At 62.8% G+C, this 21996-nt stretch carries 24 protein-coding genes; 17 read left to right on the forward strand and 7 right to left on the reverse strand.

Features of this window, described 5'->3' with window-relative positions:
- Positions 1-49 precede the first annotated feature (49 nt).
- Positions 50-316, forward strand: a complete 267-nt coding sequence (locus IE168_RS05535) for a hypothetical protein (protein WP_189496038.1) — start codon at positions 50-52, stop codon at positions 314-316.
- Positions 283-1074 carry a M90 family metallopeptidase gene (locus tag IE168_RS05540; protein ID WP_189496432.1) on the forward strand — a complete coding sequence of 264 codons (792 nt, stop codon included), beginning with the start codon at positions 283-285 and terminating at the stop codon, positions 1072-1074. Before IE168_RS05535 ends, IE168_RS05540 begins: the two co-directional genes overlap by 34 nt.
- Before the next feature lie 6 nt (positions 1075-1080).
- Here the strand turns inward: IE168_RS05540 and IE168_RS05545 are convergent, their stop codons facing one another.
- The 4 genes from IE168_RS05545 to dusA form a co-directional block, all read right to left on the reverse strand.
- The gene (locus IE168_RS05545) at positions 1081-2502 is read right to left on the reverse strand and encodes an ATP-binding protein (protein ID WP_229823144.1); all 1422 of its coding nucleotides are present in this window, start codon (positions 2500-2502) and stop codon (positions 1081-1083) included.
- A gap of 43 nt (positions 2503-2545) precedes the next feature.
- Positions 2546-3232, reverse strand: coding sequence for a response regulator transcription factor (locus IE168_RS05550; protein WP_189496040.1), 687 nt, complete (start codon positions 3230-3232; stop codon positions 2546-2548).
- Between the two features lie 64 nt (positions 3233-3296).
- Complete coding sequence (locus tag IE168_RS05555) at positions 3297-3668, reverse strand: hypothetical protein (RefSeq protein ID WP_308430341.1); 372 nt, start codon at positions 3666-3668, stop codon at positions 3297-3299.
- A gap of 130 nt (positions 3669-3798) precedes the next feature.
- A complete protein-coding gene (gene dusA / locus IE168_RS05560) occupies positions 3799-4875 on the reverse strand; it encodes a tRNA dihydrouridine(20/20a) synthase DusA (protein ID WP_189496042.1) in 1077 nt (358 codons plus the stop codon).
- Between the two features lie 78 nt (positions 4876-4953).
- On the opposite strand from dusA, the gene IE168_RS05565 reads away from it, so the two are divergent.
- The 4 genes from IE168_RS05565 (at position 4954) to IE168_RS05580 (ending at position 8197) form a co-directional block, all read left to right on the forward strand.
- Complete coding sequence (locus tag IE168_RS05565) at positions 4954-6045, forward strand: site-specific integrase (RefSeq protein ID WP_189496044.1); 1092 nt, start codon at positions 4954-4956, stop codon at positions 6043-6045.
- Between the two features lie 245 nt (positions 6046-6290).
- Positions 6291-6782 (forward strand): helix-turn-helix domain-containing protein, encoded by a 492-nt coding sequence (locus IE168_RS05570; RefSeq protein WP_189496046.1) that lies wholly within the window; start codon positions 6291-6293, stop codon positions 6780-6782.
- 115 nt (positions 6783-6897) lie between these two features.
- Positions 6898-7593: an Abi family protein gene (locus tag IE168_RS05575; protein WP_189496048.1), complete on the forward strand. Its 696-nt coding sequence runs from the start codon at positions 6898-6900 to the stop codon at positions 7591-7593.
- 367 nt (positions 7594-7960) lie between these two features.
- Entirely contained in the window at positions 7961-8197 is a 237-nt protein-coding gene (locus IE168_RS05580; RefSeq protein WP_189496050.1) for a hypothetical protein, read from the forward strand.
- A 163-nt stretch (positions 8198-8360) separates the two neighbouring features.
- Here the strand turns inward: IE168_RS05580 and IE168_RS05585 are convergent, their stop codons facing one another.
- Positions 8361-8621, reverse strand: coding sequence for a hypothetical protein (locus tag IE168_RS05585; protein ID WP_189496051.1), 261 nt, complete (start codon positions 8619-8621; stop codon positions 8361-8363).
- Positions 8622-9733: 1112 nt separating this feature from the next.
- Here IE168_RS05585 and IE168_RS05590 point away from each other — a divergent pair.
- The 8 genes from IE168_RS05590 (at position 9734) to IE168_RS05625 (ending at position 15093) form a co-directional block, all read left to right on the forward strand.
- Entirely contained in the window at positions 9734-10294 is a 561-nt protein-coding gene (locus IE168_RS05590) for a helix-turn-helix domain-containing protein (protein WP_189496053.1), read from the forward strand.
- A gap of 240 nt (positions 10295-10534) precedes the next feature.
- Entirely contained in the window at positions 10535-11065 is a 531-nt protein-coding gene (locus IE168_RS05595) for a hypothetical protein (RefSeq protein WP_189496055.1), read from the forward strand.
- Positions 11062-12057, forward strand: a complete 996-nt coding sequence (locus tag IE168_RS05600; protein WP_189496057.1) for a relaxase/mobilization nuclease domain-containing protein — start codon at positions 11062-11064, stop codon at positions 12055-12057. Before IE168_RS05595 ends, IE168_RS05600 begins: the two co-directional genes overlap by 4 nt.
- Positions 12058-12112: 55 nt before the next feature.
- Positions 12113-12361 (forward strand): pyocin activator PrtN family protein, encoded by a 249-nt coding sequence (locus tag IE168_RS14825; RefSeq protein ID WP_386659156.1) that lies wholly within the window; start codon positions 12113-12115, stop codon positions 12359-12361.
- A 251-nt stretch (positions 12362-12612) separates the two neighbouring features.
- A complete protein-coding gene (locus IE168_RS05610) occupies positions 12613-12975 on the forward strand; it encodes a hypothetical protein (RefSeq protein WP_189496059.1) in 363 nt (120 codons plus the stop codon).
- 32 nt (positions 12976-13007) lie between these two features.
- The gene (locus IE168_RS05615; RefSeq protein ID WP_189496061.1) at positions 13008-13700 is read left to right on the forward strand and encodes a TrbJ/VirB5 family protein; all 693 of its coding nucleotides are present in this window, start codon (positions 13008-13010) and stop codon (positions 13698-13700) included.
- A 12-nt stretch (positions 13701-13712) separates the two neighbouring features.
- Positions 13713-13988, forward strand: a complete 276-nt coding sequence (locus IE168_RS05620) for a hypothetical protein (RefSeq protein ID WP_189496063.1) — start codon at positions 13713-13715, stop codon at positions 13986-13988.
- 10 nt (positions 13989-13998) lie between these two features.
- Entirely contained in the window at positions 13999-15093 is a 1095-nt protein-coding gene (locus IE168_RS05625; protein ID WP_189496065.1) for a TrbL/VirB6 family protein, read from the forward strand.
- Positions 15094-15374: 281 nt separating this feature from the next.
- Here IE168_RS05625 and IE168_RS05630 read toward each other — a convergent pair whose 3' ends face one another.
- Both IE168_RS05630 and IE168_RS14830 read right to left on the reverse strand, forming a co-directional pair.
- Positions 15375-16565 carry a site-specific DNA-methyltransferase gene (locus IE168_RS05630; protein ID WP_229823146.1) on the reverse strand — a complete coding sequence of 397 codons (1191 nt, stop codon included), beginning with the start codon at positions 16563-16565 and terminating at the stop codon, positions 15375-15377.
- 61 nt (positions 16566-16626) lie between these two features.
- Positions 16627-16935 (reverse strand): helix-turn-helix domain-containing protein, encoded by a 309-nt coding sequence (locus IE168_RS14830; RefSeq protein WP_189496067.1) that lies wholly within the window; start codon positions 16933-16935, stop codon positions 16627-16629.
- A 261-nt stretch (positions 16936-17196) separates the two neighbouring features.
- Here IE168_RS14830 and IE168_RS05640 point away from each other — a divergent pair, with 261 nt between their 5' ends.
- From IE168_RS05640 to IE168_RS05650, 3 genes are read left to right on the forward strand one after another with little or no spacing between them, the layout of a single operon-like run.
- A complete protein-coding gene (locus IE168_RS05640) occupies positions 17197-18276 on the forward strand; it encodes a TRM11 family methyltransferase (RefSeq protein ID WP_229823150.1) in 1080 nt (359 codons plus the stop codon).
- A complete protein-coding gene (locus IE168_RS05645; RefSeq protein WP_189496069.1) occupies positions 18273-20501 on the forward strand; it encodes an ATP-binding protein in 2229 nt (742 codons plus the stop codon). Before IE168_RS05640 ends, IE168_RS05645 begins: the two co-directional genes overlap by 4 nt.
- Positions 20501-21751 (forward strand): hypothetical protein, encoded by a 1251-nt coding sequence (locus IE168_RS05650; protein ID WP_189496071.1) that lies wholly within the window; start codon positions 20501-20503, stop codon positions 21749-21751. Before IE168_RS05645 ends, IE168_RS05650 begins: the two co-directional genes overlap by 1 nt.
- Positions 21752-21996 lie beyond the last annotated feature (245 nt).

A 21996-nucleotide genomic window follows, 5' to 3' on the forward strand; every position in this document is an offset into this window, starting at 1 on the left:
ATCCATGTATGATCCGGGGGTTGACCCGGTCACCGAACAGGCCTCCGTCATGTCCGTCCGCGCCTTCCTCGTCCTGACGCTGCTGTCCCTGGCCCTCCCCGCGGAGGCCCGCGAAGCGCGCATGGCCGGGCCGGGCGGCGACGGCTCAGCCTGCTCGACCGACTACGCCGCCAGCGCCGGCCCCGACGTGGACCCGGTCCGCGCAGCCAGGCGCCCCGAGTCCGAGAAGCCCGCGATTCCCCGCGGCACCGGCGCCGATGCCGATGCCTCGCGCCCGCCGCGCTGGCACAGCTTCCTGCCGGGGATGTTCCGCTAGGCGATGGCGTGATCAGGCGCCTGTTCCGGCGCCCGCCCGCCGACGTCGACCCGGCCTCGTGGCAGCAGGTGCTGGCCACCGTGCCCTGGGTCGCCGCCCTTGACGACGCGCGCGCGGAGCGACTGCGGATGCTCGCCGCGCGCTTCCTGCGCGACAAGGCGATCACCCCCATCGGCGGGCTCGCGCTCGACGACGCTGATCGCACCACTCTCGCCGCCCTGTGCTGCCTGCCGCTGCTGGAGTTCGGCGCCGAAGGCCTGCACGGCTGGTCCGAGCTGCTGGTCTACCCGGACGCGTTCCGGGTCGACCGCAGCCACGTCGACGCCGCGGGCGTGATGCACGAGTGGGAGGACGACCTCGCCGGTGAAGCCTGGGAGCACGGTCCGCTGGTGCTGTCCTGGGCCGACGTCGGCGCCGACCTCGCCAGCCCGCGCGACGGCTGCTGCGTGGTGGTGCACGAGATGGTGCACAAGCTCGACGCGCTGGACGGCGTGCTCGACGGCACGCCGCCGCTGCCACGCGCATGGCAGCGCGAGTGGGCGCGCGACTTCCAGCAGGCCTACGACGGCTTCGTGGAGCGCGTCGACCGCGGCCTGCACACGCGCCTCGACCCCTATGCGGCCGAGGCGCCCGAGGAGTTCTTCGCGGTCTGCAGCGAGTACCACTTCAGCGACCCCGCGCTGCTCGCGCGCGAACTGCCGGCGGTCGCCGCGCACCTGCTGCGGCTGTACGGCCCCTCGCCCTTCGCCCGCGCCTGAGCGCGCTCAGAGCCCCGGCGGCAGGCGCACGAGGAAACGCGCGCCGCCAAGCTCGGGCGAGGCCGAGACATCCAGCTCGCCGCGATAGCTGCGCACGATGTCCTGCACGATCGACAGGCCGATACCGTGGCCCTGCACGCGCTCGTCGCCGCGTACGCCGCGCTGCAGCACGTGCGCGATGCGCTCGGGCGGAATACCCGGGCCATCGTCATCCACCGCGAGCAGCAGGCCCGGCCGCCGGCGCGGCGCGCTCGCGCCCGACTCCACCGTCAGCAGCACGCGCGAACGCGCCCACTTGAAGCCGTTCTCCAGCAGGTTGCCCAGCAGTTCCTGGAGGTCGCCCGGTTCGCCATGGAAGCGCGCGGCCGGATCGATCTCGAATTCGCAGACCACGCCCTTGGCGGCGTAGATCTTCTCCAGCCCGCGCACGATGGCCTCGGCATAGGGCTCGATCTCGATCGGCGCCGCGAACAGCTGGTGCCCGCCGGACGCGCCGCGGCTGAGCTGGTAGCTCACCAGCTCGTTCATGCGCTGCACCTGGTCGGCCACCTCGGCGCGGAGTTCGGCCTCGCTGGCGTCGCCGTCCAAGCGCGTGCGCAGCACCGCCAGCGGCGTCTTCAGACTGTGCGCGAGATCGCCCATGGTGTTGCGCTGGTGCTCGAGGTTCTGGCGCTCGCTCTCGATCAGGGCGTTGACGCTCTCGGTCAGCGGCTCCAGCTCGCGCGGGTGCAGCTCGCTCATGCGGTCGGCCTGGCCGCGCTGCACGCGGTTGAGCTCGGCCACCACGCGGCGCAGCGGCAGCAGGCTCCAGCGCAGCACCAGCGCCTGCAGCAGCAGCAGCACCAGGCCGGCAATGCCGAGGTAGCCCCACAGCGCGCCGCGGAACACGCGCACCTGCTGTGGCAGCAGGCCGGCGTCTTCCATGATGTAGATCGTGTACGGGAATTCGGCCTCCGGGCGCTGCTCGAGATCCCAGATGAAGCCCTTGCCGTAGCGCAACACCTCGCCGTACGCGCCGTCGGCGCGCGTCATCGGCAACGGACCCTCGAACTTCTCCACGCCGCCTTCCAGCAGTTCCGCGTCCGGAAGCTGGGGGCCACTGGTGGACTCCGACGACCAGGTGCCGTTGGGCAGCACGACCAGCGCGTACAGGCCGCTGCCCGGGCGCTCGAAGCGCTCGTCGGGCTGGGTATAGGGCGGAATCAGGTTGCCGGCGCGGTCGAACTCGATGTCGCGGGCATAGGAGGTGGCGTAGCTGCGCAGGCGGTCGCGCTGCAGCTCGCTGGCGACATCGACGAAGGCGCGGTCGAGCGCGTAGCCGGCGGCCGCCAGGAACGCCAGCAGGCCCAGGCTCGCGGCCAGCAACTGGCGCGCCTGCAGCGAACGCGGCCGCCAGGCCAGTCTCCGATCCTTGCGCGCCTGCCCCACGCCGCCTCCACTCTGCCGCGGACGCCGGGGCGTCCCGCCGGGCTCAGCCCTCGTTGCTGCGCGGGATCGCGAAGCGGTAGCCGCGTCCGCGCACGGTCTCGATCGGCTTCAGCGTGCCTTCCGGGTCGAGCTTCTTGCGCAGGCGGCCGATGAAGACCTCGAGCACGTTGGAGTCGCGGTCGAAGTCCTGCTGGTAGATGTGCTCGGTCAGGTCGGCCTTCGAGACCAGTTCGCCGGCGTGCATCATCAGGTACTCCAGCACCTTGTACTCGTAGCTGGTCAGGTCGACGTTCTGGCCGTCCACGCTGACCGTCTGCGCGGCCAGATCCAGCACCACCGCGCCGCACTCGAGCGTCGGCTTGCTCCAGCCCGCGGCGCGGCGCACCAGCGCGTTGATGCGCGCCAGCAGCTCCTCGACGTGGAAGGGCTTGACCAGGTAGTCGTCGGCGCCCTGCTTGAGGCCATCGACCTTGTCCTGCCAGCTCGAACGCGCGGTCAGGATCAGCACGGGGAACTGCTTGCCCTCGTCGCGCAGGGCCTTGATCAGCTCCATGCCCGACATCTTCGGAAGGCCGAGGTCGATGATGCCGACGTCGAACGGAACCTCGCGGCCCATGTACAGGCCCTCTTCCCCGTCCTGGGCGGCGTCGACGGCGTAGCCCTCGCGCTTCAGCCGTGCGGCGAGGGTCTCGCGCAGGGGCGCTTCGTCTTCAACAAGCAGGATGCGCATCGATGTCTCCGGTGGGCCGTCGCGGCACGACCGCGGCGGCGAAAAGTGGCCTCAGGGTGCGCATTCAGTCGTCGTCGCCGCGTGTAGGGCGAGCCGGCCGGCGCGGACGGGCATCGGGGTCGTCCATGTACACGCGGACGCGGCCGCGGTCGTCGACCACCTTCACCCGGTTGATGTCGCGACCGTCGTAGGGAACACGCTCCGCGCTCAGCACCTGGCCGCCAGTACGGCTCTGCACGCGACGGACCGAGTCCGAGAGCGCGTCCCGACGCGCGCTGCGCTGGGCCGGCGCCGGCCTGCCCGGAATCGCCAGTTCACTGCGGGGCGGCTGCGCGCCGCCCCTGCGCGACGACCGCTCCCCGTCATCGGCATGCGCCGCCGTCACCGCGAACGCGGCGAGCAGGCACAGCAGCAGGGGCAGGCAGCGGACGGTCATGGGCGGCATTTCCGAAAGAATACAGAAAGTTACAGGGCGCGGCAGGAAGGTCATCCGGACGTGGAGGGACGATTCTCTGGACCAGGCGGTGAATTACCCCTTAACTTTTCCGGTCGCGGTCCCGCCCTGTTCATTTTTGTGCCGACGCGCCCACGGCATCGAAGCCGTGGGCCTCGGGCGGCCGCGCAGCCGTCACCGCGATCGCCTGCTCCACCAGCGACCAGTCGGCGCCGGGGCGGTGCGCGCCCTCGCTCAGCACCTGGCGGAAGGCGCGGCCGCCACGCTCGCCCTGGAACAGCCCCAGCCAGTGGCGGCTGATGTGCTTGAGCTGGGCGCCGCGGGCCAGCTGGCGCTCGACGTAGGGACGCATCGCGCGCAGCACGTCGGCGCGCGTGGACACAGGGCCGCCGTACCAGGCCGCGTCCAGCCGATGCAGCAGCCAGGGATCGTGGTAGGCCGCGCGGCCCAGCATGGCGCCGTCGACATGGTCGAGGTGCGCCGTCGCCTCGCCCGCGTCGGCGATGCCGCCGTTGACCACCACGGTCAGCGCCGGACGCTCGCGCTTGAGCGCGTAGGCCCAGTCGTAGCGCAGCGGCGGCACCTCGCGGTTCTCCTTCGGCGACAGGCCCTTCAGCCAGGCGTTGCGGGCGTGGACGATGAAGTCGCGGCAGCCGGCGGCCGCCACGGTGTCGATGAAGGCGAGGAAGCGCGCGTACTCGTGATCGTCGTCGACACCGAGTCGGCACTTCACGGTTACCGGCACGTCGCAGGCCGCGATCATCGCCGCCACGCCCTCGGCCACCAGCGCCGGCTCGCGCATCAGGCAGGCGCCGAAGCGCCCGGCCTGCACGCGGTCGGAGGGGCAGCCGACGTTGAGGTTGATCTCGTCGAAGCCGTGGTCGGCGCCAATGCGCGCCGCCTGCGCCAGCAGCGCGGGTTCGCTGCCGCCCAGCTGCAGCGCGACCGGATGTTCGACCGGGTCCATCGCCAGCAGCTTCGCGCGGTCGCCGTGGATCACGGCGTTGGCGTGGACCATCTCGGTGTACAGCCGCGCGTTGGGCGCAAGCAGGCGGTGGAAGACGCGGCAGTAGCCGTCGGTCCAGTCCATCATCGGAGCGACGGACAGGCGCACCGATGCGTCGTAGCGTGATTTCGCGTGCTCAGCCAACGACTTATCCGAGTTTTGGAGTACCTCAGTTGCGCTCATGTTCGGTTAATTTCGGCAGTTTTCGGGCGGTCGTTGCTACGCTGGATGCTACGCAAAGGGCCATGTAGCATCGTCCCTATGGGAACCATCGTCAGTCGACGCCGCAAAGACGGATCGCTAGGTTACACGGCCCAAATCCGCATCCACCGGCAGGGCAAGTGCATCCACTCCGAGTCGGAGACCTTCGACCGCCGGCAGTTGGCCACCGAATGGATGCGCCGCCGGGAAGCAGAGTTGGACCAGCAGCGCGCCCGCGGGGAACCGCTCGGCAAGGGCTCCACGGTCGCTGAGCTGTTGGACTGGTACGGCACGCACATCAAGGAACTGACGCCCTGGGGACGCACCAAGGAAGCCGACCTCAAACGCCTGACCGGCTACGAGATCGCCAGTAAAAACGTGCTGCACCTATCGACTGCCGACTACATCGCACACGTCGAAGCCCGCCGACGGGAGGGCGCCGGCCCGGCCACAGCCAACAATGATTTGATCTGGCTGCGGGGTGTATTCCGCACTGCACGAGGATCGCTGGGACTACCGATCAATTTGCAACTGCTGGAAGACGCCTCGCACGAACTCCGCCGTCGCCGCGTCATCGGCAAGCCCAAGGAACGCCAGCGTCGGGTGACGCCCTTGGAAGAGAAGGCCTTGCTCGACCACTTCGCCGTTCGAGACGTACGCGCCGAAATCCCAATGGCTGACGTCATCCGATTCGCCTTGGCGACTGCCCGCCGCCAGGAAGAGATCACCCGGCTCAAGTGGGCCGACCTCGACCGCGACAAGGGCATCGCTTGGTTGGATGACGTGAAGCATCCACGCAAGAAGGTCGGCAACCGCCGCGCCTTCCGCTTGCTGTCCGAAGCGTGGGAGATCATCGACCGGCAGCCCAAGGTCATGGCGGAGGGCCCAGACGGAAAGCAGACGCCCGATCCGCGCGTATTTCCCTACAACTCGAAGTCGATTGGTGCCAACTTCACCCGCGCCTGCAGGCTGCGGGGGCTGGACGACCTCCGCTTCCATGACCTCCGCCACGAAGCGACGTCCCGGCTGTTCGAGCGGGGCTATGACATCTCGGAAGTCGCCCAGTTCACGCTGCACGAGTCGTGGACGACCCTGAAGCGGTACACCCACCTGCGGCCGGAACAGGTCGAGGAGCGTCCAGCGAGAGCCTAGTCGAGTATCGCCGCTACCCTAGGTATGGAAATTTGACACCCTACTGGTGGGGCCGCAATACTACCGACCTAAGGTCTCCAAGCTTCCACATAAGAACCGTGAATCGTAAAACGAGATACGGAACGAGCGGAACCAACGTCTAGTCAGGTGGGTACTGCATCTTCCCTACCATGGCCTGCCGAATCCATTGAAGCGGGACATTGGTGTTCGTACCTTGGCTCCATCCACCGCAAGGCCGCCACCCCATGTCCGCCAAGAATCCCGAAGCTGAAATCATAGAGTTCCCCAAGCCCGGCAAGAGGCTCTCTTCCACCGAGAAGATCTGGGGCAAGCCGGTCTACAGCCACGGCTACACCGGCATCCCGTCGATCCTGCTCCAAGGTCAGCGCCGCTTGGGCCTGAACCCCATGCAGATGAACATCTGCGTCCAGTTGCTCGACTACTGGTTCGATCCCACGCGCAAGCCCTTTCCCACCAAGAAGGATCTCGCGCAACGGATCGGCTGTAACGAGAAGACGATCCAGATCAACATCCGTGCGCTGGAGAAGGCAGGACTGATTCGACGGGAGTACCGCAGAACTTCGGCAGGCGACTGGAACAGCAACATCTATCACCTCGACGGACTGATCGCGAAGGTGCAGGCGTTGGAACCGGAATTCGCTGCAGAAAAACTGCAGCGCGCTGCTCTGAAGTCCCAGCTCCAGAAGCCTGGCGGACTGAACGCGAAGTCCAAGTAAAAAATTACCCCGGCCGCGTGCCCTGTCGGGCAGAGACGGTACCGGGGTGTACGGAACTAAAGTACCCCACCGGGAAGGGCCTTGCAAGTGGCCTACCAAGGACGTTCAGGACGGGATGAACCACGCGAATCTCGAGCAAGCACTCTCTCTGGAGCGCTTCGGCCGCTACCTGGCCTGGGCAGCTGGCGACCGGGCTCGCGCCATCAATCTCTATGGCCTGAACACACGTCTTTCAGAGAGCTTGTACACCCCCCTCCAAACGCTGGAGGTCGCCCTGCGCAACCGCATCCATACCGTTCTCACCGCGGCCAACGGCGAGGACTGGTATAGCGAAGCCGCAGGCTTGTTGCTGAACGCACGTCAATTCGAACAGGTTACAGAAGCTATCGAGGAACTCACCAAGGCGGGCAAGCCGGTGACCGCAGGGGCTGTCGTCGCTAGTCTCACCTTCAGCTTCTGGACAACGATGTTCAATAAAGATTACGAAATCCTGTGGCAGCAAACCCTCCACAAAATTTCCGACACTGCCGCGCCGAGCGGGCTGAAGCGGAAGGATTTCTCTAAACGACTAACTCCGGTTCGGATTCTGCGCAACCGCATCGCACACCATGAACCGATCCTCAGCTGGAATCTCCCCAAGCATCATCGCCACATCATGGAGCTGATCGAGTGGCTGTCCCCACCGGCTCAGCATTGGTGTCGCACACATGATCGTTTTCCGCAGGTCTATCCCAATGAGGGCATAGTGCTGGGGCAAGGTCAGCTCGCAAACGTCTCGAATAGCTCACCTGTTAGGGAGGTGCCGCAATGACACCAGGTGACTCTCTCGAACGGCCCGACCACCATTCGGCCAACCTCCAAGAAGGGAGCAGGAAATTTCCAGCCTCGCCCATCGACGACTTCGCTGCAGGCATAGTCCGGACTTTGGAGGAGATCCAACGTGATCCCCTCCTCCATCACCGGCTCAGCCAGCGAGGCTTCTGATGTCACCCCGCCCTCTCCAACTCGGTCCCGATCCAGACCGCTCGTACCTTGAGCGATGGACCGAGATGCACCCTGATCGGTACGGAAGGACGGACGCGCATGATGAGTCAGACGACGCCTGGCACAAACGCGGTGCCGAAGGCGGCAGGGGTGCTGATCCCGGCACGGGAAGCCTCCTAGAGACGCTCCTGGGCTTGACCATATTTGTCCTCGCGCCACTGGCCGGAGCTATCGCAACGCTCCTGCTCTACCGATGGTCCGGACCTGATCACCTGACCTCCGGGTGGGTGCTTGGTTACGCTGGCGCATTCATTGCCTGCACCCTCGCAGCCGCCTTCCTGGTCTATGCACTTCGACGTCTGTTGCTGGCTGTCGCGATCTTCGGTGTAACGCTGGGCGTGGGCTACCTCACCTGGAACCTGTTGCACTGATGCCCAAGTCGATCCCTGTCGCTCCGCGACCTGCGTGCCGTCCCGGCACCCGGCCACCATCCGGGTGGCCTACTCGCCACGTCCCTGCGGCTCGCCGGATTCTCGCGAATCCGGTCTGGTTCGCCGGGGAGCACAGACGGGGTTGGCCGACGGACAGGCCCTCTCAATAGTTCGGCTTCAGTTCCAAACTCTCAGCCAGGGCCGACATATCCCAGTCGCTTATCTCTGCACGCGCCCGCTCGGCCACGACCTCATCGCTGGGTAGGCAAGGCATCTTGCGAAGCCGCTGCACCTCCGAAAGGTTGGCATCGATCTCCATCACGGACTGGCGCAGCCTCCAAATGCCGCGCACGGCCATACGGCCGATCAGACAAATGACGAGCGTCCCAATGATCGGCGCGGCCCTGACAGCCAAGCTCTTCATGGCGCGAACCCGGACGAGCTACTCGCAGAGCCCACGCGCTCCCCGCGCTCAGTAAGCCTCTTAACGCGATGACGACTGCAGACCAAGCCTTCCAACCTCAGACGTTCTGAGATTCTCCGATAGCTGGCACGTACGCCAATCTCTTCGACCACGCTCGCGATCGCCGACCTCAGCCTCCTGTCTTCGCTAAAACGCGTTTCCGAAGATCGCCTAAGCCATGCGTAGTACCCGCTCCGAGCGACCCCGAACGCTCTACATGCCATAGCAGCCGGAAAGTCATTCATGCGATCTCGTATGAATGCGTAGGCGACTTCGGCTGGAACCGGCGACGCCCCGAATCGCAAAGCCTGTCGTTCCAGAACCCTGGCAACCCTAAGCGCCTCAAGCAGCTCCGACTTGCCTACACCGATCCGCTCCACGGATGAGAGTGAGTCTTCCCGCCCAATCCATTGAAGAGCCGCCTCAGCCGCCAACAACTCAGCTCGAAGTACCTGGACGCTGGTGTGCTTCAGTGCGCATTCGACCAGCTCCGAGCACTTCTCCCAGCGGTACACACTGGCAACCGAGACACCGTAAGACTCCGCCACACGCTGTGCGTCTCTTTGCAGCAGGGCGAACTCTCGCACCACTGCGACTTTCGTAGCGTCCGCAACTTCAAGTTCGCTCATCACCCGGCCAAGAATCTGCGCGCGATCAAGATCGCACAAGTGTCCACAAATATTGACCACACAGATTGTTCAGTTTTCGTTCACCATTTCGTGAGCACCTAATAGGCCGTTTTTGAGGTACTTTTGTGCCATTGTGCCATTGTGCTCAGGCTTTCATGGGCTTTCGCCCGTTTAGCCTCAATTCTCACGCACTTTCGTGAGATGCACGTAATGACACCCACGGAGCTACAGATCGTCCAGCAGTACGGGGCACCGCTGATCCCACTTACGGCTGTCGCAAGCATCCTCGGACGCAGCCCCGGCTCGTTGCGCATCCTGATCAATCAAGGCCGAGGCGATCAGACGCTCGCCACAAAGCTCCGAGCCTGCCGCGCTCAACTGGGTCGTAGGACGATGTTCCGGGTGACCGACATTGCCCGCTTGATCGACGAGGCCTGAATCGTCGTGGGCGAGATCGCCACCATCCGGAAGAAGCGGAGCCGGCACTACACCACGCTGGGCAACGAACTCCTGCGGGATGCGCGCCTGAGCTGGAAGGCTCGCGGGCTCTTCTGCTACCTGTGGAGTCACTCCGACAACTTCCGCTTCAGCATCGAGAAGCTGACCACCAAGGCATCTGACGGGAGGGACTCGACAGCATCAGGGTTGGCCGAACTGCAGAAGCTCGGCTATCTGGTCATCGAACGTGTCCGCGGACCTAAGGGACGCTTCATCCGAGCAACCTGGACCCTCACCGAGGATCCGGAATCCTTCGTCAGTAGCGCGTCCACACCATATCCGGAAAACCCGGACGTGGTCGCCCACCACGAACGGGAAACCGGGGTTCCCGTAAAGCCGTCGCGTACTACAGAAGCACTATCTAGAAGAACTGGCGAGGCCTGCTCCACACGCTACTCACCCGGGGCTTCACGCCAAACAGGTGCCGTGCGATCGAGAGCGAGCGCGCCCACCGCGCCGCGCAGGAGTTGGCGTCCCGACAACGCGCTGCTGAGCGGGCGCGCCTGAAGCCAGCCGACCCGGCTACCACCAAAAAACACATGGAGGCCGTGACGGCGCTGCTTCGTACCGGGAGCTCTGCATGCTGAGCACGTTCCACACATCGCAGCAGTCCAGCGAATTGGCCCAGGAGTCCAGCATGCTGGACTCTCTATGGGGAGTGCAGGATAGCCTTGGCGGTGCCAAGACCCGGGATTCCTCCCGGCGGTTCCACTCCCCATTGGCCGAGCAGACCCGCGGGGGCATGTCATGCCTCGCGTAGAGACCAGCCTCGACCGTGCCACGAAGGAAGCTTTCCGCAGCCTGGCGAGACAGTCCGGCACGACCGAAGCCGCGCTTCTTCGGCGGGTGATCTCCACCGTGGTCAAGTCGAACCCCGATGCCCGTGCCGACCTGAGGGGAGCGACCACCCGTTCGATGCGGCTCACGGTTCGGGTGACACCGGAGATCTTCGAAGCCGTTACCCGAGCGGCCCGCAATGCTGGGACCACCCGGCCCGGGATTGTCCTCGGCACGCTGCGAGCGCGATTCCTCCAAGCGCCGACCCTGCTCCCTGCAGAGGCCGAAGCTGTCGGCCGTGCTGCCTACCAGCTCTCCATGGTCGGGACGAACCTCAATCAGCTGACTCGATCCCTGCACCAAGGCAGGATCGAGACATTGAAAGATCGCGACCCGGTACTCGTCGAAACCGCTTCGGCAGTCATTGCCTTGCGCGAGCAGGTCCGCGCTTTGGTGGAGGCGGCCACGACTCGATGGGCACCTGAGGAAGGCTGGAAATGAGCCAGACGCTCGAATCCCTGGACCGCCTGCTGCGCGGCCCTGTTCGCTGGAGGAAGGGCTCGCCCATCCTCGACGACAAGCGGCGACGGGCGTCGCTGGCGGAAGACCTACGGACGGTCGCGCGTATAACGGCGCGCACTCCGGAGGTGATGGTTCGGATTTCGGGCAAGGCCAAAGGTGGGAAGCATGTCGAGGATCACCTGCGCTACATCACCCGCAACGGCGACTTGACCGCCGAGGACGAGAGCGGGCGACTCGTCATGGGCCGGCGGATGGTCAAGGAGACGGCCGCCGCCTGGATGGAAGGCAGCGCGCTCAACCGACGCAGCAACAGTCGCGACACGGTGAACATCATCCTTTCCATGCCACCTGGGACGGACCGGGACAAGCTCTTGAGCGCTGCGCGCCAGTTCGGTCGGGAGATCTTCGGTGCAGAACATTCCTATCTGCTCGTTCGTCATGACGACACCGATCATCCGCATTGCCACCTGACCGTGCGATCCCTCGGCTTCTCCGGGCGCCGGCTGAACCCCAAGCGCGACGACTTACAGGCGTGGCGCGTGGTCTTCGCCGCTGCCTGCCGGCAACAAGGGATCGCCGCGGAGGCCACCCCCAGGCGTACGCGCGGCGTGGTCCGCAAGCCGAAGAAGCAGGCCGTCCTGCACGCCGACAAGGCGAAGCGATCGACGGTGCAGAAGTCAAAGGTGCGGGAGGCCTTGAAGGCTGTGACCGATCCTGCCGCCGGCTTGCAAGCACCCGACAGACGCGCGGTGGAGCAACAGGCGCAGACACGCGCCGATTGGAGCCGTGTTGCCAACGAGCTATCGCAGGCGAAGACAAGCGCGGGCCAAGAGCTTGCCCGACAGATCCGGAGCTTCCTGGCGCACATGCCCGCGCGCGAGACCGAACGGATGCAGCTGCAGAAGCAGTTGCGCCAGCACCTCCAACAACAGAAGGAGCTACACGATGCGAAGCCCGAAAGGACGCTTTGAGGACCCGAACACCCTGCAGACCGGCGAGTCCGGTCGCGCGATGCGAATGTTCCTGATGGCCTGCGAATACGGGAGCACCACCGTTCCACTTGCCCGATGCGCGGAGCTGTTCGGCTACTCGCCTGACGAGGCAGCGAAGCGAGCGGTCCGTGCCGCCCTTCCGGTACCGGCTTTCCGGTGTGGCAGCCAGAAGTCTCCTTGGCTGGTCAACGTGGAAGATCTCGCTGACTACATCGAAAGCCAGAGACGGCAGGCACTACAAGAGTGGCAAAGGGTCAACGGGGCCACGCACCGCCTGTCTTAGAAGTCCGATCTGAAATCTTGCACCACGGGTGAAGGGTCACGCCCGGCGCACTGCGCAAAAGCTCAAGGCATCCCTCCGCGGCACGACCGGCCTCCAGCAGGTCGCATCCATAGCCACGTGAGGAGAAGACTATGTCCGCCCAGGACCAGCGCTCACCCGCAATCATCACAGTCAGACCTACCCGCGTCATCGTCCGAAGGCGGGAGCCTGAGACCGTCACCATCAGAGCTGGCGGCCCCGAACCTGAGTCCGTGACCAAATGGATCTCCCGGTTCGCGCCAGCAATCGTTACGGGCGGCAGCCTGGCGATCGTGACCTGGCTCGCGTCCTTTGCCGTCTCCTACGTCAGCTCCTCGGCCAGCCTCTCGATTGTCCTGCTCGGGCTGCTGTCCACTGGCGCGGCGATCTACCGCGAGCTGCTTCGAGCCGGACTGATACCCCACTGGATCGTTGGCGCTTTCATCGCCTTGGCGCCCTTCTTGTTCACAGGCGTCGTCAACCTCCTCCCCCTCATCTCGATCAACCGGACTTACGTGGCGGCGATCTGCCTCGGCCTGGTCACCGGCGCCGCGGCGCATTGCCTGGGACTGCTCGGGCCTTCGCCCCGCCGCTAAGCCCCATCCCTCCGCCTACAAGGAACACCGCAATGAAGATCAAGGCCCTTATCTTTTCTATCGCGCTAGGCGTGACCGCCATCGGAGGCGTCGTTTCCACCCTCCCTGTCCGAGCCTCGGGTATTCCCGTGCTGGACGTCGCGAACCTCATGAACGCGATTCAGCAGTACACGCAGATGGTCGAGCAGCTGGCGCAGCTGCAGGCCCAGTTGCAGCAGGCCAAGCAACAGTACGAGTCGCTGACGGGTAATCGCGGACTCGGCGGGATCATGCCTGAGAACTACACAAGCACTGTTCCGCGCAACTGGCAGGAGACTCTGGCAGCCATGGAGGGCGGTGGATCAATCGGAAGCCTTGCTACCTCCATCGCCGAGCAGGCATCGCAACTTGACGATGAGCACTTCAACGGTGTCCTGGACGAAGTCACCGCGTCCCTGCGCAGCAACCTCGAGCATGACGCGAGCGCGCAAGCACTCAACGCCCAGATCTACGACAACTCCGGCGATCGGTTTGAACGACTCCAAGGACTCATGGGCGAGATCAACTCCGCCCAGGACATGAAGGCTATCGCGGACCTACAGGCCAGGCTGCAGGTCGAGACAGGGATGCTTACGAACGAGCTGATCAAGCTGCAGGCGATGAACGCCATGATCGCCAAGCGCAACAGCATCCAGGAGAGCGAAGCAATCCAATCCGGCTTCCGGCTGCGTGCCGGCGGCTACTGACGGAGCCGGACCATGCAGACCCGTCTCGCCACCGTCCTTGCAGCCGCCCTGTTGGCGGCTGCATGCAGTCGAACCGATACAGGTGACGCCGAACTGCGGGCCACATTGGAGGTCAAGCCCGCGTTCGATCCCGGCTCGATGACCACGCCCCCCGCCCTCGACGAAGTAACCGGCAGTGATGCCGTGAGTCGAGCCAAGGCGGAGGAGGTCTACTTCCGTTGCTCCAAGGTGCCACGCGCGGAACGCAAGGAGGACCCGTGGTGCCAACTGCGCGACAAGATTCTCTGAGGAGAAGGACATGGCCGCACCAGAGACTACCCGCATCGCCCACTTCCTCCTGGAAAACATTCCGGAGACCGTGACTACATACGTCAACGACAAGTCGGCTGTGATGATCGGCTATATCGGCCCGACGGCCGTCATCCTGCTGACCCTGTTCGTGCTGTTCTGGGGCGTTGCAATGGCATCCGGGCAGATCAGCGAACCCTTCACCGACGGCATGAAGCGGATCATCCGCATTTGCATCATCGTCGGGTTCGCGCTGACCGTCGGCATCTACCAGGACTACGTCGCCGACTTCTTCCTCCGGGTGCCGTCCGAGATGGCTTCGGAACTGGCCTACGAAGGAAGCAGCGGTGGATACGAACCGGCCTCCATCGCAACGGTGCTGGACGCCTCACTCCAACAGGGGTTCGACGTCGGCGACAAGGCTTGGGACAAGGGCGACGAGATGGCGCAAACCGGTATCAAGGCGGCCATCGCCGGCATGGGCTACTACGCATTGGCCATCCTGGTCTACCTGGCCGCCGCGGCACTCGTTGCAATCGCCGCGGGCATCCTGCTGGTGGCCTTCCTCGCCACGGCGCTGCTGCTGGCAATCGGCCCCTTGTTCATCCTTTTCGCCATCTTTTCCATGACCTACCGCTGGTTCGAGACCTGGCTGGGGCAGCTCGTCAACTTCGCGATCCTCTACGTCATGGTCGCAGTGACCGTCGGCCTAGTCTTCGGAATGTTCGACCAGTACCTGTCCATGCTGCCGATCACCACGCTGTCGGAGACCGTGGTCAACACGCTGAAGCTGATTGGCATGACCATCGCGGTCGCTGCCGTGCTGTTACAGACCCGATCGATGGCCGCCGCACTGGGTGGTGGAGCTGCGATGGCATCACAGAACCTCGCGGGCAAACTTGCTTCGGCGGGGGGCGAGTTCGCGCGCCTAGCAGCCACCGGTAGCTCTAAACGGAGCTTGATGCCGAACGTGTCCGCTGGCAAGGCGATCGGATCGACTGTGAAGGCGGGAGGCCGAGCGGCGAGCTATGTGAAGAAAGGGCTCGAGATGGCCAGAAGAAAGTACCAACCACCGAGCACTGTAATCGGGAGCACAGCTCAGTGACTCCGAAGACAGCGGGCCATGTCCCCTGACCTTCGTGTGCTGGAAGCTAGCCAGCCTCAGGCTCGGCGAACTTTCTGGTGGTCAATTGTGCGCAGTACGGCCGGGCCGCCAGTGGCGATTTCCCTGCGACGCCCCTCTTCTGGGAAGGCGGGGCACGTGGGACCTCACATCTTCAGCGCAAGGCCGTACGCAATTCGGGGACAAGTCAATGCGATTCGACGGTTGAAGGCTGAGGGGAGTGCGTGGCGAATCATATCAACCGCCTGAAATGACCCGTGCGCTCACGCATGGTCAACGCGGAAGGTCATCACCGTCTCGGTGCGCATGCGCTTCGACAAAGCGCCCCGCGTAGGCATGGGGAGATAACGGCTTCCTGGGGGGAGTTCCCTCTCACGGGTGCTCACTAACACCAGTCCTGACTGCCGCGCTGCCTGCGCGACGCCATCAGAGTTGCGAATAAAAGTATCTTTCAAGCATGAATTCCCTACCACAAATGTGGCATGCCCGTGGCCAGAAAGGACTCGCTCAACCTGCGAGAGCATGCGCAGAAGATCGCCAGCATAGCGTTCCACCATCCGCCGTTGACGGGGCTGCAACTGCTCAAGCCGCCCCATTGCTTCGGCGACTGACCTAACACTGCTTCCGCCATCTTGGTCGGCTGCTCGTTCAGCGCCGATAGTAGTGGAGCGGATTGTGCGTAACTCGGCGAGCGTGTAACCCAGCCACACAAGTGCCAGTCGATGACCACGCATGTAATCGATGGCGTTCAGGTACGGGGGTGACGTCAGGACTGCATCCACGCTCCGTGGCGCGAGCTCCAGATTTCTAGCATCACCCAATTTCACGTCGGCAGGACGAGGGGATGGCTGGTCTGCAAGTCGCTGGCTCAGCTGCCGAACCGACCTGACAAAGCTCGACTCGACGTCATAGCTCGATGTAAGGGCAACCTTGTGTGGTCGGCTGTGCGATGTGTCACGCGCAAGCGACGCGCCCTGCTCCTTGGTCACGATCAACCGGCTTAGGGCAATCGATAAAGCATCGACCGCCGCTCGCCGCGGAGGTGACAGTCTGGCACGACGTCGCTGATCCAGCACGTATGCGAGGCGCGCTAGCGAGCGCCTTTGTGGTGCGTCGAACCAGTAGCCCACGAACTCACGCGTTTCCTGATCGTGCCAGTGCAACTGCTGAGAACGGAGGTCGACCTGTGCTGCGTCACACAACAACTGCTTCAGCTCGCTATCTAGCACCTGCTCACTAATAGGCGTTGTCCAGACACGGCTCATCAGTACCGCCAATGGATCCATATCGAAGCCGACCGCCCGGTGACCAAGGGCCAGCGCCTGCCGGAGGACCGTCCCTGAACCAGACATTGGATCCAAAACTACGCTGTCCGCCGGCAGGTCGGCCAACGAAGCAAGGGCCAGCTCCGGGGCCATACGCGCGGGAAAGGGGTGAACGGTGCGGATCAGCATATCGATAGCCCTGCGGGTGCGGCGGTGATAATTTCGTCTAGCGCCATGTCACGCGGTGCGACTAATCCGGCCGGGGCGCCACGGCAGAGAGCGCTCTTTGCAGTTGAGCGAGGGCCTTGCGCACGTCATCCCACCCCTCTAGCGGTCCTGATCGCACACCTCCTTGCCATTCCAAAATATGCATGCAGTGAATCACGACGGCTGCAGGCGGCACGACGTGGCCACTCTCATATTTGCTGATCAACCCCTGGCTTTTCCCTAGCTGCCGACCGAAGTCCCGCTGCGAGAGCCCTAAAAGGGAGCGAGCAGCCGAAACCAACTCTGAGGGCTTGAAATGGGACGGGCGCTTTCTCACCGGGGAATGATGCATGCACTCGAGGAATTATGCTAGATTCAGGCAAGGGGCAGCGGCTGCCGGGGGCGTGGTTGCATGGAATTTGCGGAACTTAGGTCGCCCACCAAGGTCGCGAGTCATCGACTTGAGAACGCTCCTCTGACCGGGCACTGGGATCGGGGTGACACACCAGAGCCCAGGTTGCACCGAATACACGCATATCCGGCCAAGTTCCCAGCGTTCCTGACTGGGCGCGCACTCGCTTACAGTGCCCAACAAGGCCTCCAGGTACGCCGAGTGGGCGACGTATTTTGCGGTTGCGGCACGGTGGCGCATGAAGCCAGGCGTGCGGGCCTGGCGTTCTGGGGATGCGACATCAATCCTGTAGCAACCCTGATCGCCAAGGCGAAAAGCGCACGCTGCGCTGGCGCGAGCATGCGCCGACGATCGGCTGAAATCGAGGCTGAGATGGATGGCGCCTCAAGGGCGCACCGCTTGAGCCCCATCGCTGTGCAGCGCCTTCAACGCTGGTTCTCGGACTCGGCATTCAATGATCTCGCCTGTCTCCTCAACACGATCAATGACGTCGTGCCCCATAGCTCGCCATACCGTTCCGTCTTTCACTGCGCCTTCTCTGCCATCTTGAAGGATTGTTCTCAATGGCAGCAGCGCTCCGTCAAACCAGCTCTTGATAGAACCAAGGTCGCGAAGGACGTCCGCCGAGCTTTCGCGGCACAGGTGGAAATGATGGCTGCCGCATTCGATGAAGCAGGCAAGGCCACCGGGCCGGCACCCGACATCCGGCGGGCCAATGTGCTAACTGTGGACCCACCTAGTGAGCTTCTAGATCTGATCGTGACGAGCCCGCCTTACGTCACATCCTACGAATACGCTGACCTACATCAGCTCTCATCGCTCTGGCTCGGCTTTGCCGACGACCATCGCATCTTGCGCCAAGGCTCCATTGGCACCTTCGAATACGAGATTGACCTTCGGCGTGCGCACACTGCCTTGAATAGGACGGGGAAGCAGGTCGTTTTTACTTTGTACGAGCAAGATCCCGCTGCGGCACGCGCAGTCGCGCAGTACTTCTTAGATATGCAGAAGATGGCCGCCCGCTGTCGCGAGTTTCTCACAGCCGAGGGCGTAGCGATCTTTGTCATCGGCAACACGCGCTATCGGGACGTGCCGATCGACAATGCTGCTCACCTGGCTGAGTCATTGTTGGAAGCTGGTTTCAAGCGTGTACGCGCCACGCGCCGGCGTATCTCGAACAAGAGCGCGACACCCTTCCGTGATGCTGCAGGCCGCTACACCCGGCTAAGAACGCGGAACCCCATCTACGCTGAAGAATTTGTACTAATCGCCCACCTATGAGCCGTGCCAAGCCTCTGAAGCTACGTCCGTATGCGCGCCTTCTCACCATGCTGGGCGACCAGCTGATCAAGAACGAACGGGTGGCACTGGTCGAACTCATCAAGAACTCCTACGACGCGGATGCGACCTGGGTGAGAGTGAACTTTGAAGGCTTCGACGAGAACTTCGTTGGCAAGGAAGGGTCGAGGATCATCATCGAAGATGATGGCGCTGGCATGTCTACTGACATCATCGAGAACCATTGGGCAAACCCTGCGACTCCACTAAAGTTGCAAGGCAAGCTTGCCAAGAAGCACACGACCAAGAAGGGTCGGGTCATACAAGGCGAGAAGGGTATTGGACGCTTTGCTCTGCTTAAACTCGGCCGGAAGATCACGCTGACGACCAAGACGCGCGCCAGCACGGCCGAGAACGTTGTGGTCATGGACCTGTCCACGTTCGATTCGAACTTCATTGACGACAACGACACGGCTCTGTTTCTCGACGACCTACGCCTGTCCTTGCGTGAGGTCGATCCAGCGCAGCTGATACAGTCGAGACAAGTTGAGGTGGGCTTGAGGACTTTGAAGCGTCCCAAGCACGGTACGGCGATCGAGATTAGGCATCTCGCTAGCTCTTGGTCCAGAACAAAGGTTCAGGGCGTTTACAAGGATTTGGTACGGCTGCAATCTATTTTCGCGCTCGGCGAGGAGGGAGACGAAGCAGCAGACCCTTTCGAAGTAGTCATCTATCGCAACGGAGCCTACGAGGCTTTCGCGGACGCCCGTCAAAGCGAGCTTGCAGGGTTGCTGGAGAATCGGACAGTCTTCCATATCGAAGGCAGTTTCCAGCCAGCCACTAAGAGCTTCGAGTTCGAGATCGACGGCCAACATCAGTCGATCCAGTTGAACGACCCTGACCTTACCGGAATGAGGATATTTCGCGACACATTCGGGACAGTGGTTGAGCGACCAATTGAATCAGGGCCGTTCAGCTTCGAGTTTTTCGTCTTCGATTTCGCGGCCGATGCACCCGGGAAGTACCGCCTCGACAACGACGACAAAGAGCTACTTAGGCAGCATAGAATCTATCTCTATCGCGACGGGATTCGGGTGTACCCGTACGGCGACCCCGACGACGACTGGCTGCTTATTGACGTCCGCCGCGGCACGGTTAAGGCTAGCGAGTTTTTGAGCAATGATCAGGTCGTTGGTCAAGTGCGGATCACTCAAGCGGCCAATCCGGAGCTACGTGATAAAACGAGCCGGGAAGGTCTTGTCGAGACGGGTAATCCGACGAGTGACTTCAGGGCTCTGTTGCAGATATTTCTTGCATGGGTGCGAAAGCGACCCTACGCCCAGTACAAGATCAAGGCCGCGCGCAGCGACGACGTCAGCATTTTCAAAGAGAATGCCGTGCAGCATGCGCTTGAGTCGGCAGCCGACGCTGCCCAAGCAGCTGGCACTCCCGCACAGGTCCGCGAGAAGCTTGGAGAGGCAACCCGCCAGTACAAGCAGGAACGCCGCTACCTGGTGCAGCGCGCTGAGACCACCGAGCATCTCGCGGGTGTGGGCTTATCCGTGGAGTCGGCTACGCACGATCTAACATTGGCGATACGAACGGCCACCTCATCTACTGATGCCTTGATCTCGCAGATCTCGCGCTCTGGTCAGATTGATCGCGACGTTCTCAAGCGTGAACTGCTGTCGATCCGTGGGAGCTTGGCTTTCATTGCCGACCAGCTAAAGGACATGCAGCTGCTTTTCAAGAGCAGTAAGCAGCGCCGGAAAGACATCAAGGTTTTAGACCTTGTGACGAAGGTTGAGCGCTTGTTTAGAGCACTGCTGGAGCGCGCCGAGATCAAGGTGACGATAGAAGAGGTTGGCGGTCCACTTGTAGCGAAGACGACAGACGCAGTTCTGCTGCAAGTGTTGCTGAATCTTTTCGATAACGCGATGTATTGGCTGAAGAGCTCACCCGCACCGCGTGAAATCGAGGTACTGCTCGACGGCGATAGAGGCATCATGGTTTTTGCGGACAATGGCCCAGGAATCCGTGCAGACGACATCCCATATATCTTCGAGCCGTTCTATACCGGGAAAGCAGAAGAAGGTCGAGGGTTGGGTTTGTACATAGCGCGCCAGCTTCTCGACCGTCACGACTACACGATTGACGTTGCAAGCAAGGGGGAGCGGATCTTGCGCGGTGCAAACCTCGTCGTCAGCTTTGTCAAGGAGGACGCGTAGTGGCCAGCGCAATCCAAGGTCTTTTCAGCGGTGTGGCCGTGGTCATCGACGATCAGGCGCATGCGAAGACGGACAAGAACCTCGATGCGATCATCGAGACAATCCACGCCGCAGGTGGTTTGGCCATTATTCACACTGCCCTACCCAAGAAGGACGAGCTGTCCAACTATTCAAGCGTCGCCTTCGTGATGATGGACTGGGATCTGACGCCTCCCGGCTTGTCGATTTCCGAAGAGAACAGGCAGGCACTCTTCGAAGAGAATGTGGAATTCATTCGCGCGTTGGGTGCGCACCGACATACCCCAGTCGTGATCTTCACGAACGAGAACCTTGAGGAGGTCACGGCTGTTCTTAACGCGCACGTGGACATGCGGTCTCACCTCGCTTCCGGAAGGCTCTTGCTGCGCGACAAGGCAGAAGTCGGTGACAAGATCTATGAAGTCCTCAATCAATGGGCGAACGAGATACCGTCCGTACTGGCGCTGAAGACATGGGAGCAGCAGAGTGTTCGGGCTCTCAACGACCTGTTCATCGACCTCCACGACCGGAGTCCCCATTGGCCGGTGATGCTGTGGGAAACCTACAGTCATGACGGACCGGCGCCGGCCGACGAACTTGGGAAATTGATCACTCGGTTGGTTGCTTCGAGAATGGACCAGCTTGAACTGGATCTCAGCCGTTTCGTTGGTGAGATCGACGCGAAGCACCGTGATGATCCAGCTGAGTATGAGCGGACTCTGAAACGTGTGCTGGAAGGCGAGCGTGTCCTTGATGTGCGACGCTTGCATGCAGACAGCAGCGCCCCTGGCGATTTCTTTCAGACGCCAGAAGCGACCACGTCCATCTACATAAACGTGCGCCCCGAATGCGACGCTATCAGGCGCGCAGGGCGATCGATGCCCGATCTATACCTATTGAAGGGACAGCTCGTCGATCCATCAAAGATCGACATACACGCCGACCACGGCCAGATCTTGGATCGTGATGACCAGTTCACGGTCTACTCCATGTTCAATGGAGCTTCCTATCGTTTCGGGTTCAAGGATCTGACGATCAAGAAATGGGAGGACTGGTCAAAACATCGGAAAGGCCGGCTTTTGTCGCCATTTGCGACGCGACTTCAGCAGAAGTTCGCGGCCTACTTGCAACGCTCCGGGTTGCCGGCAATCCCGAGAGTGCTAAGAAGCTCAGTTACAGACTCCGCGGAGACCGGCGAAACTGCAGCTGCCGACGGAACGGCTCAAGCCTGAGGAATGGAGGCAGCAATGCGTCCGCCCGACCAAAGAGCGTCACAGGTGCAACATGCTCTGAGCGCCCCAGTCTAATTATTTGAAATAATAAGAGTTCTTGGCCCTGTCGGTCCAGTCCATCATCGGGGCGACGGACAGGCGCACGGAGGCGCGATAGCGCGCGTCGTCGCGGCGCCGGGAGGCGCCCAGGGGCATCGGGTTCGAGGTCGCTGTCGTCATCGTGTCAGCCACGGCGGATGGTTGCG

Source organism: Luteimonas padinae, assembly GCF_014652935.1.
GTDB classification, from domain to species: domain Bacteria; phylum Pseudomonadota; class Gammaproteobacteria; order Xanthomonadales; family Xanthomonadaceae; genus Luteimonas; species Luteimonas padinae.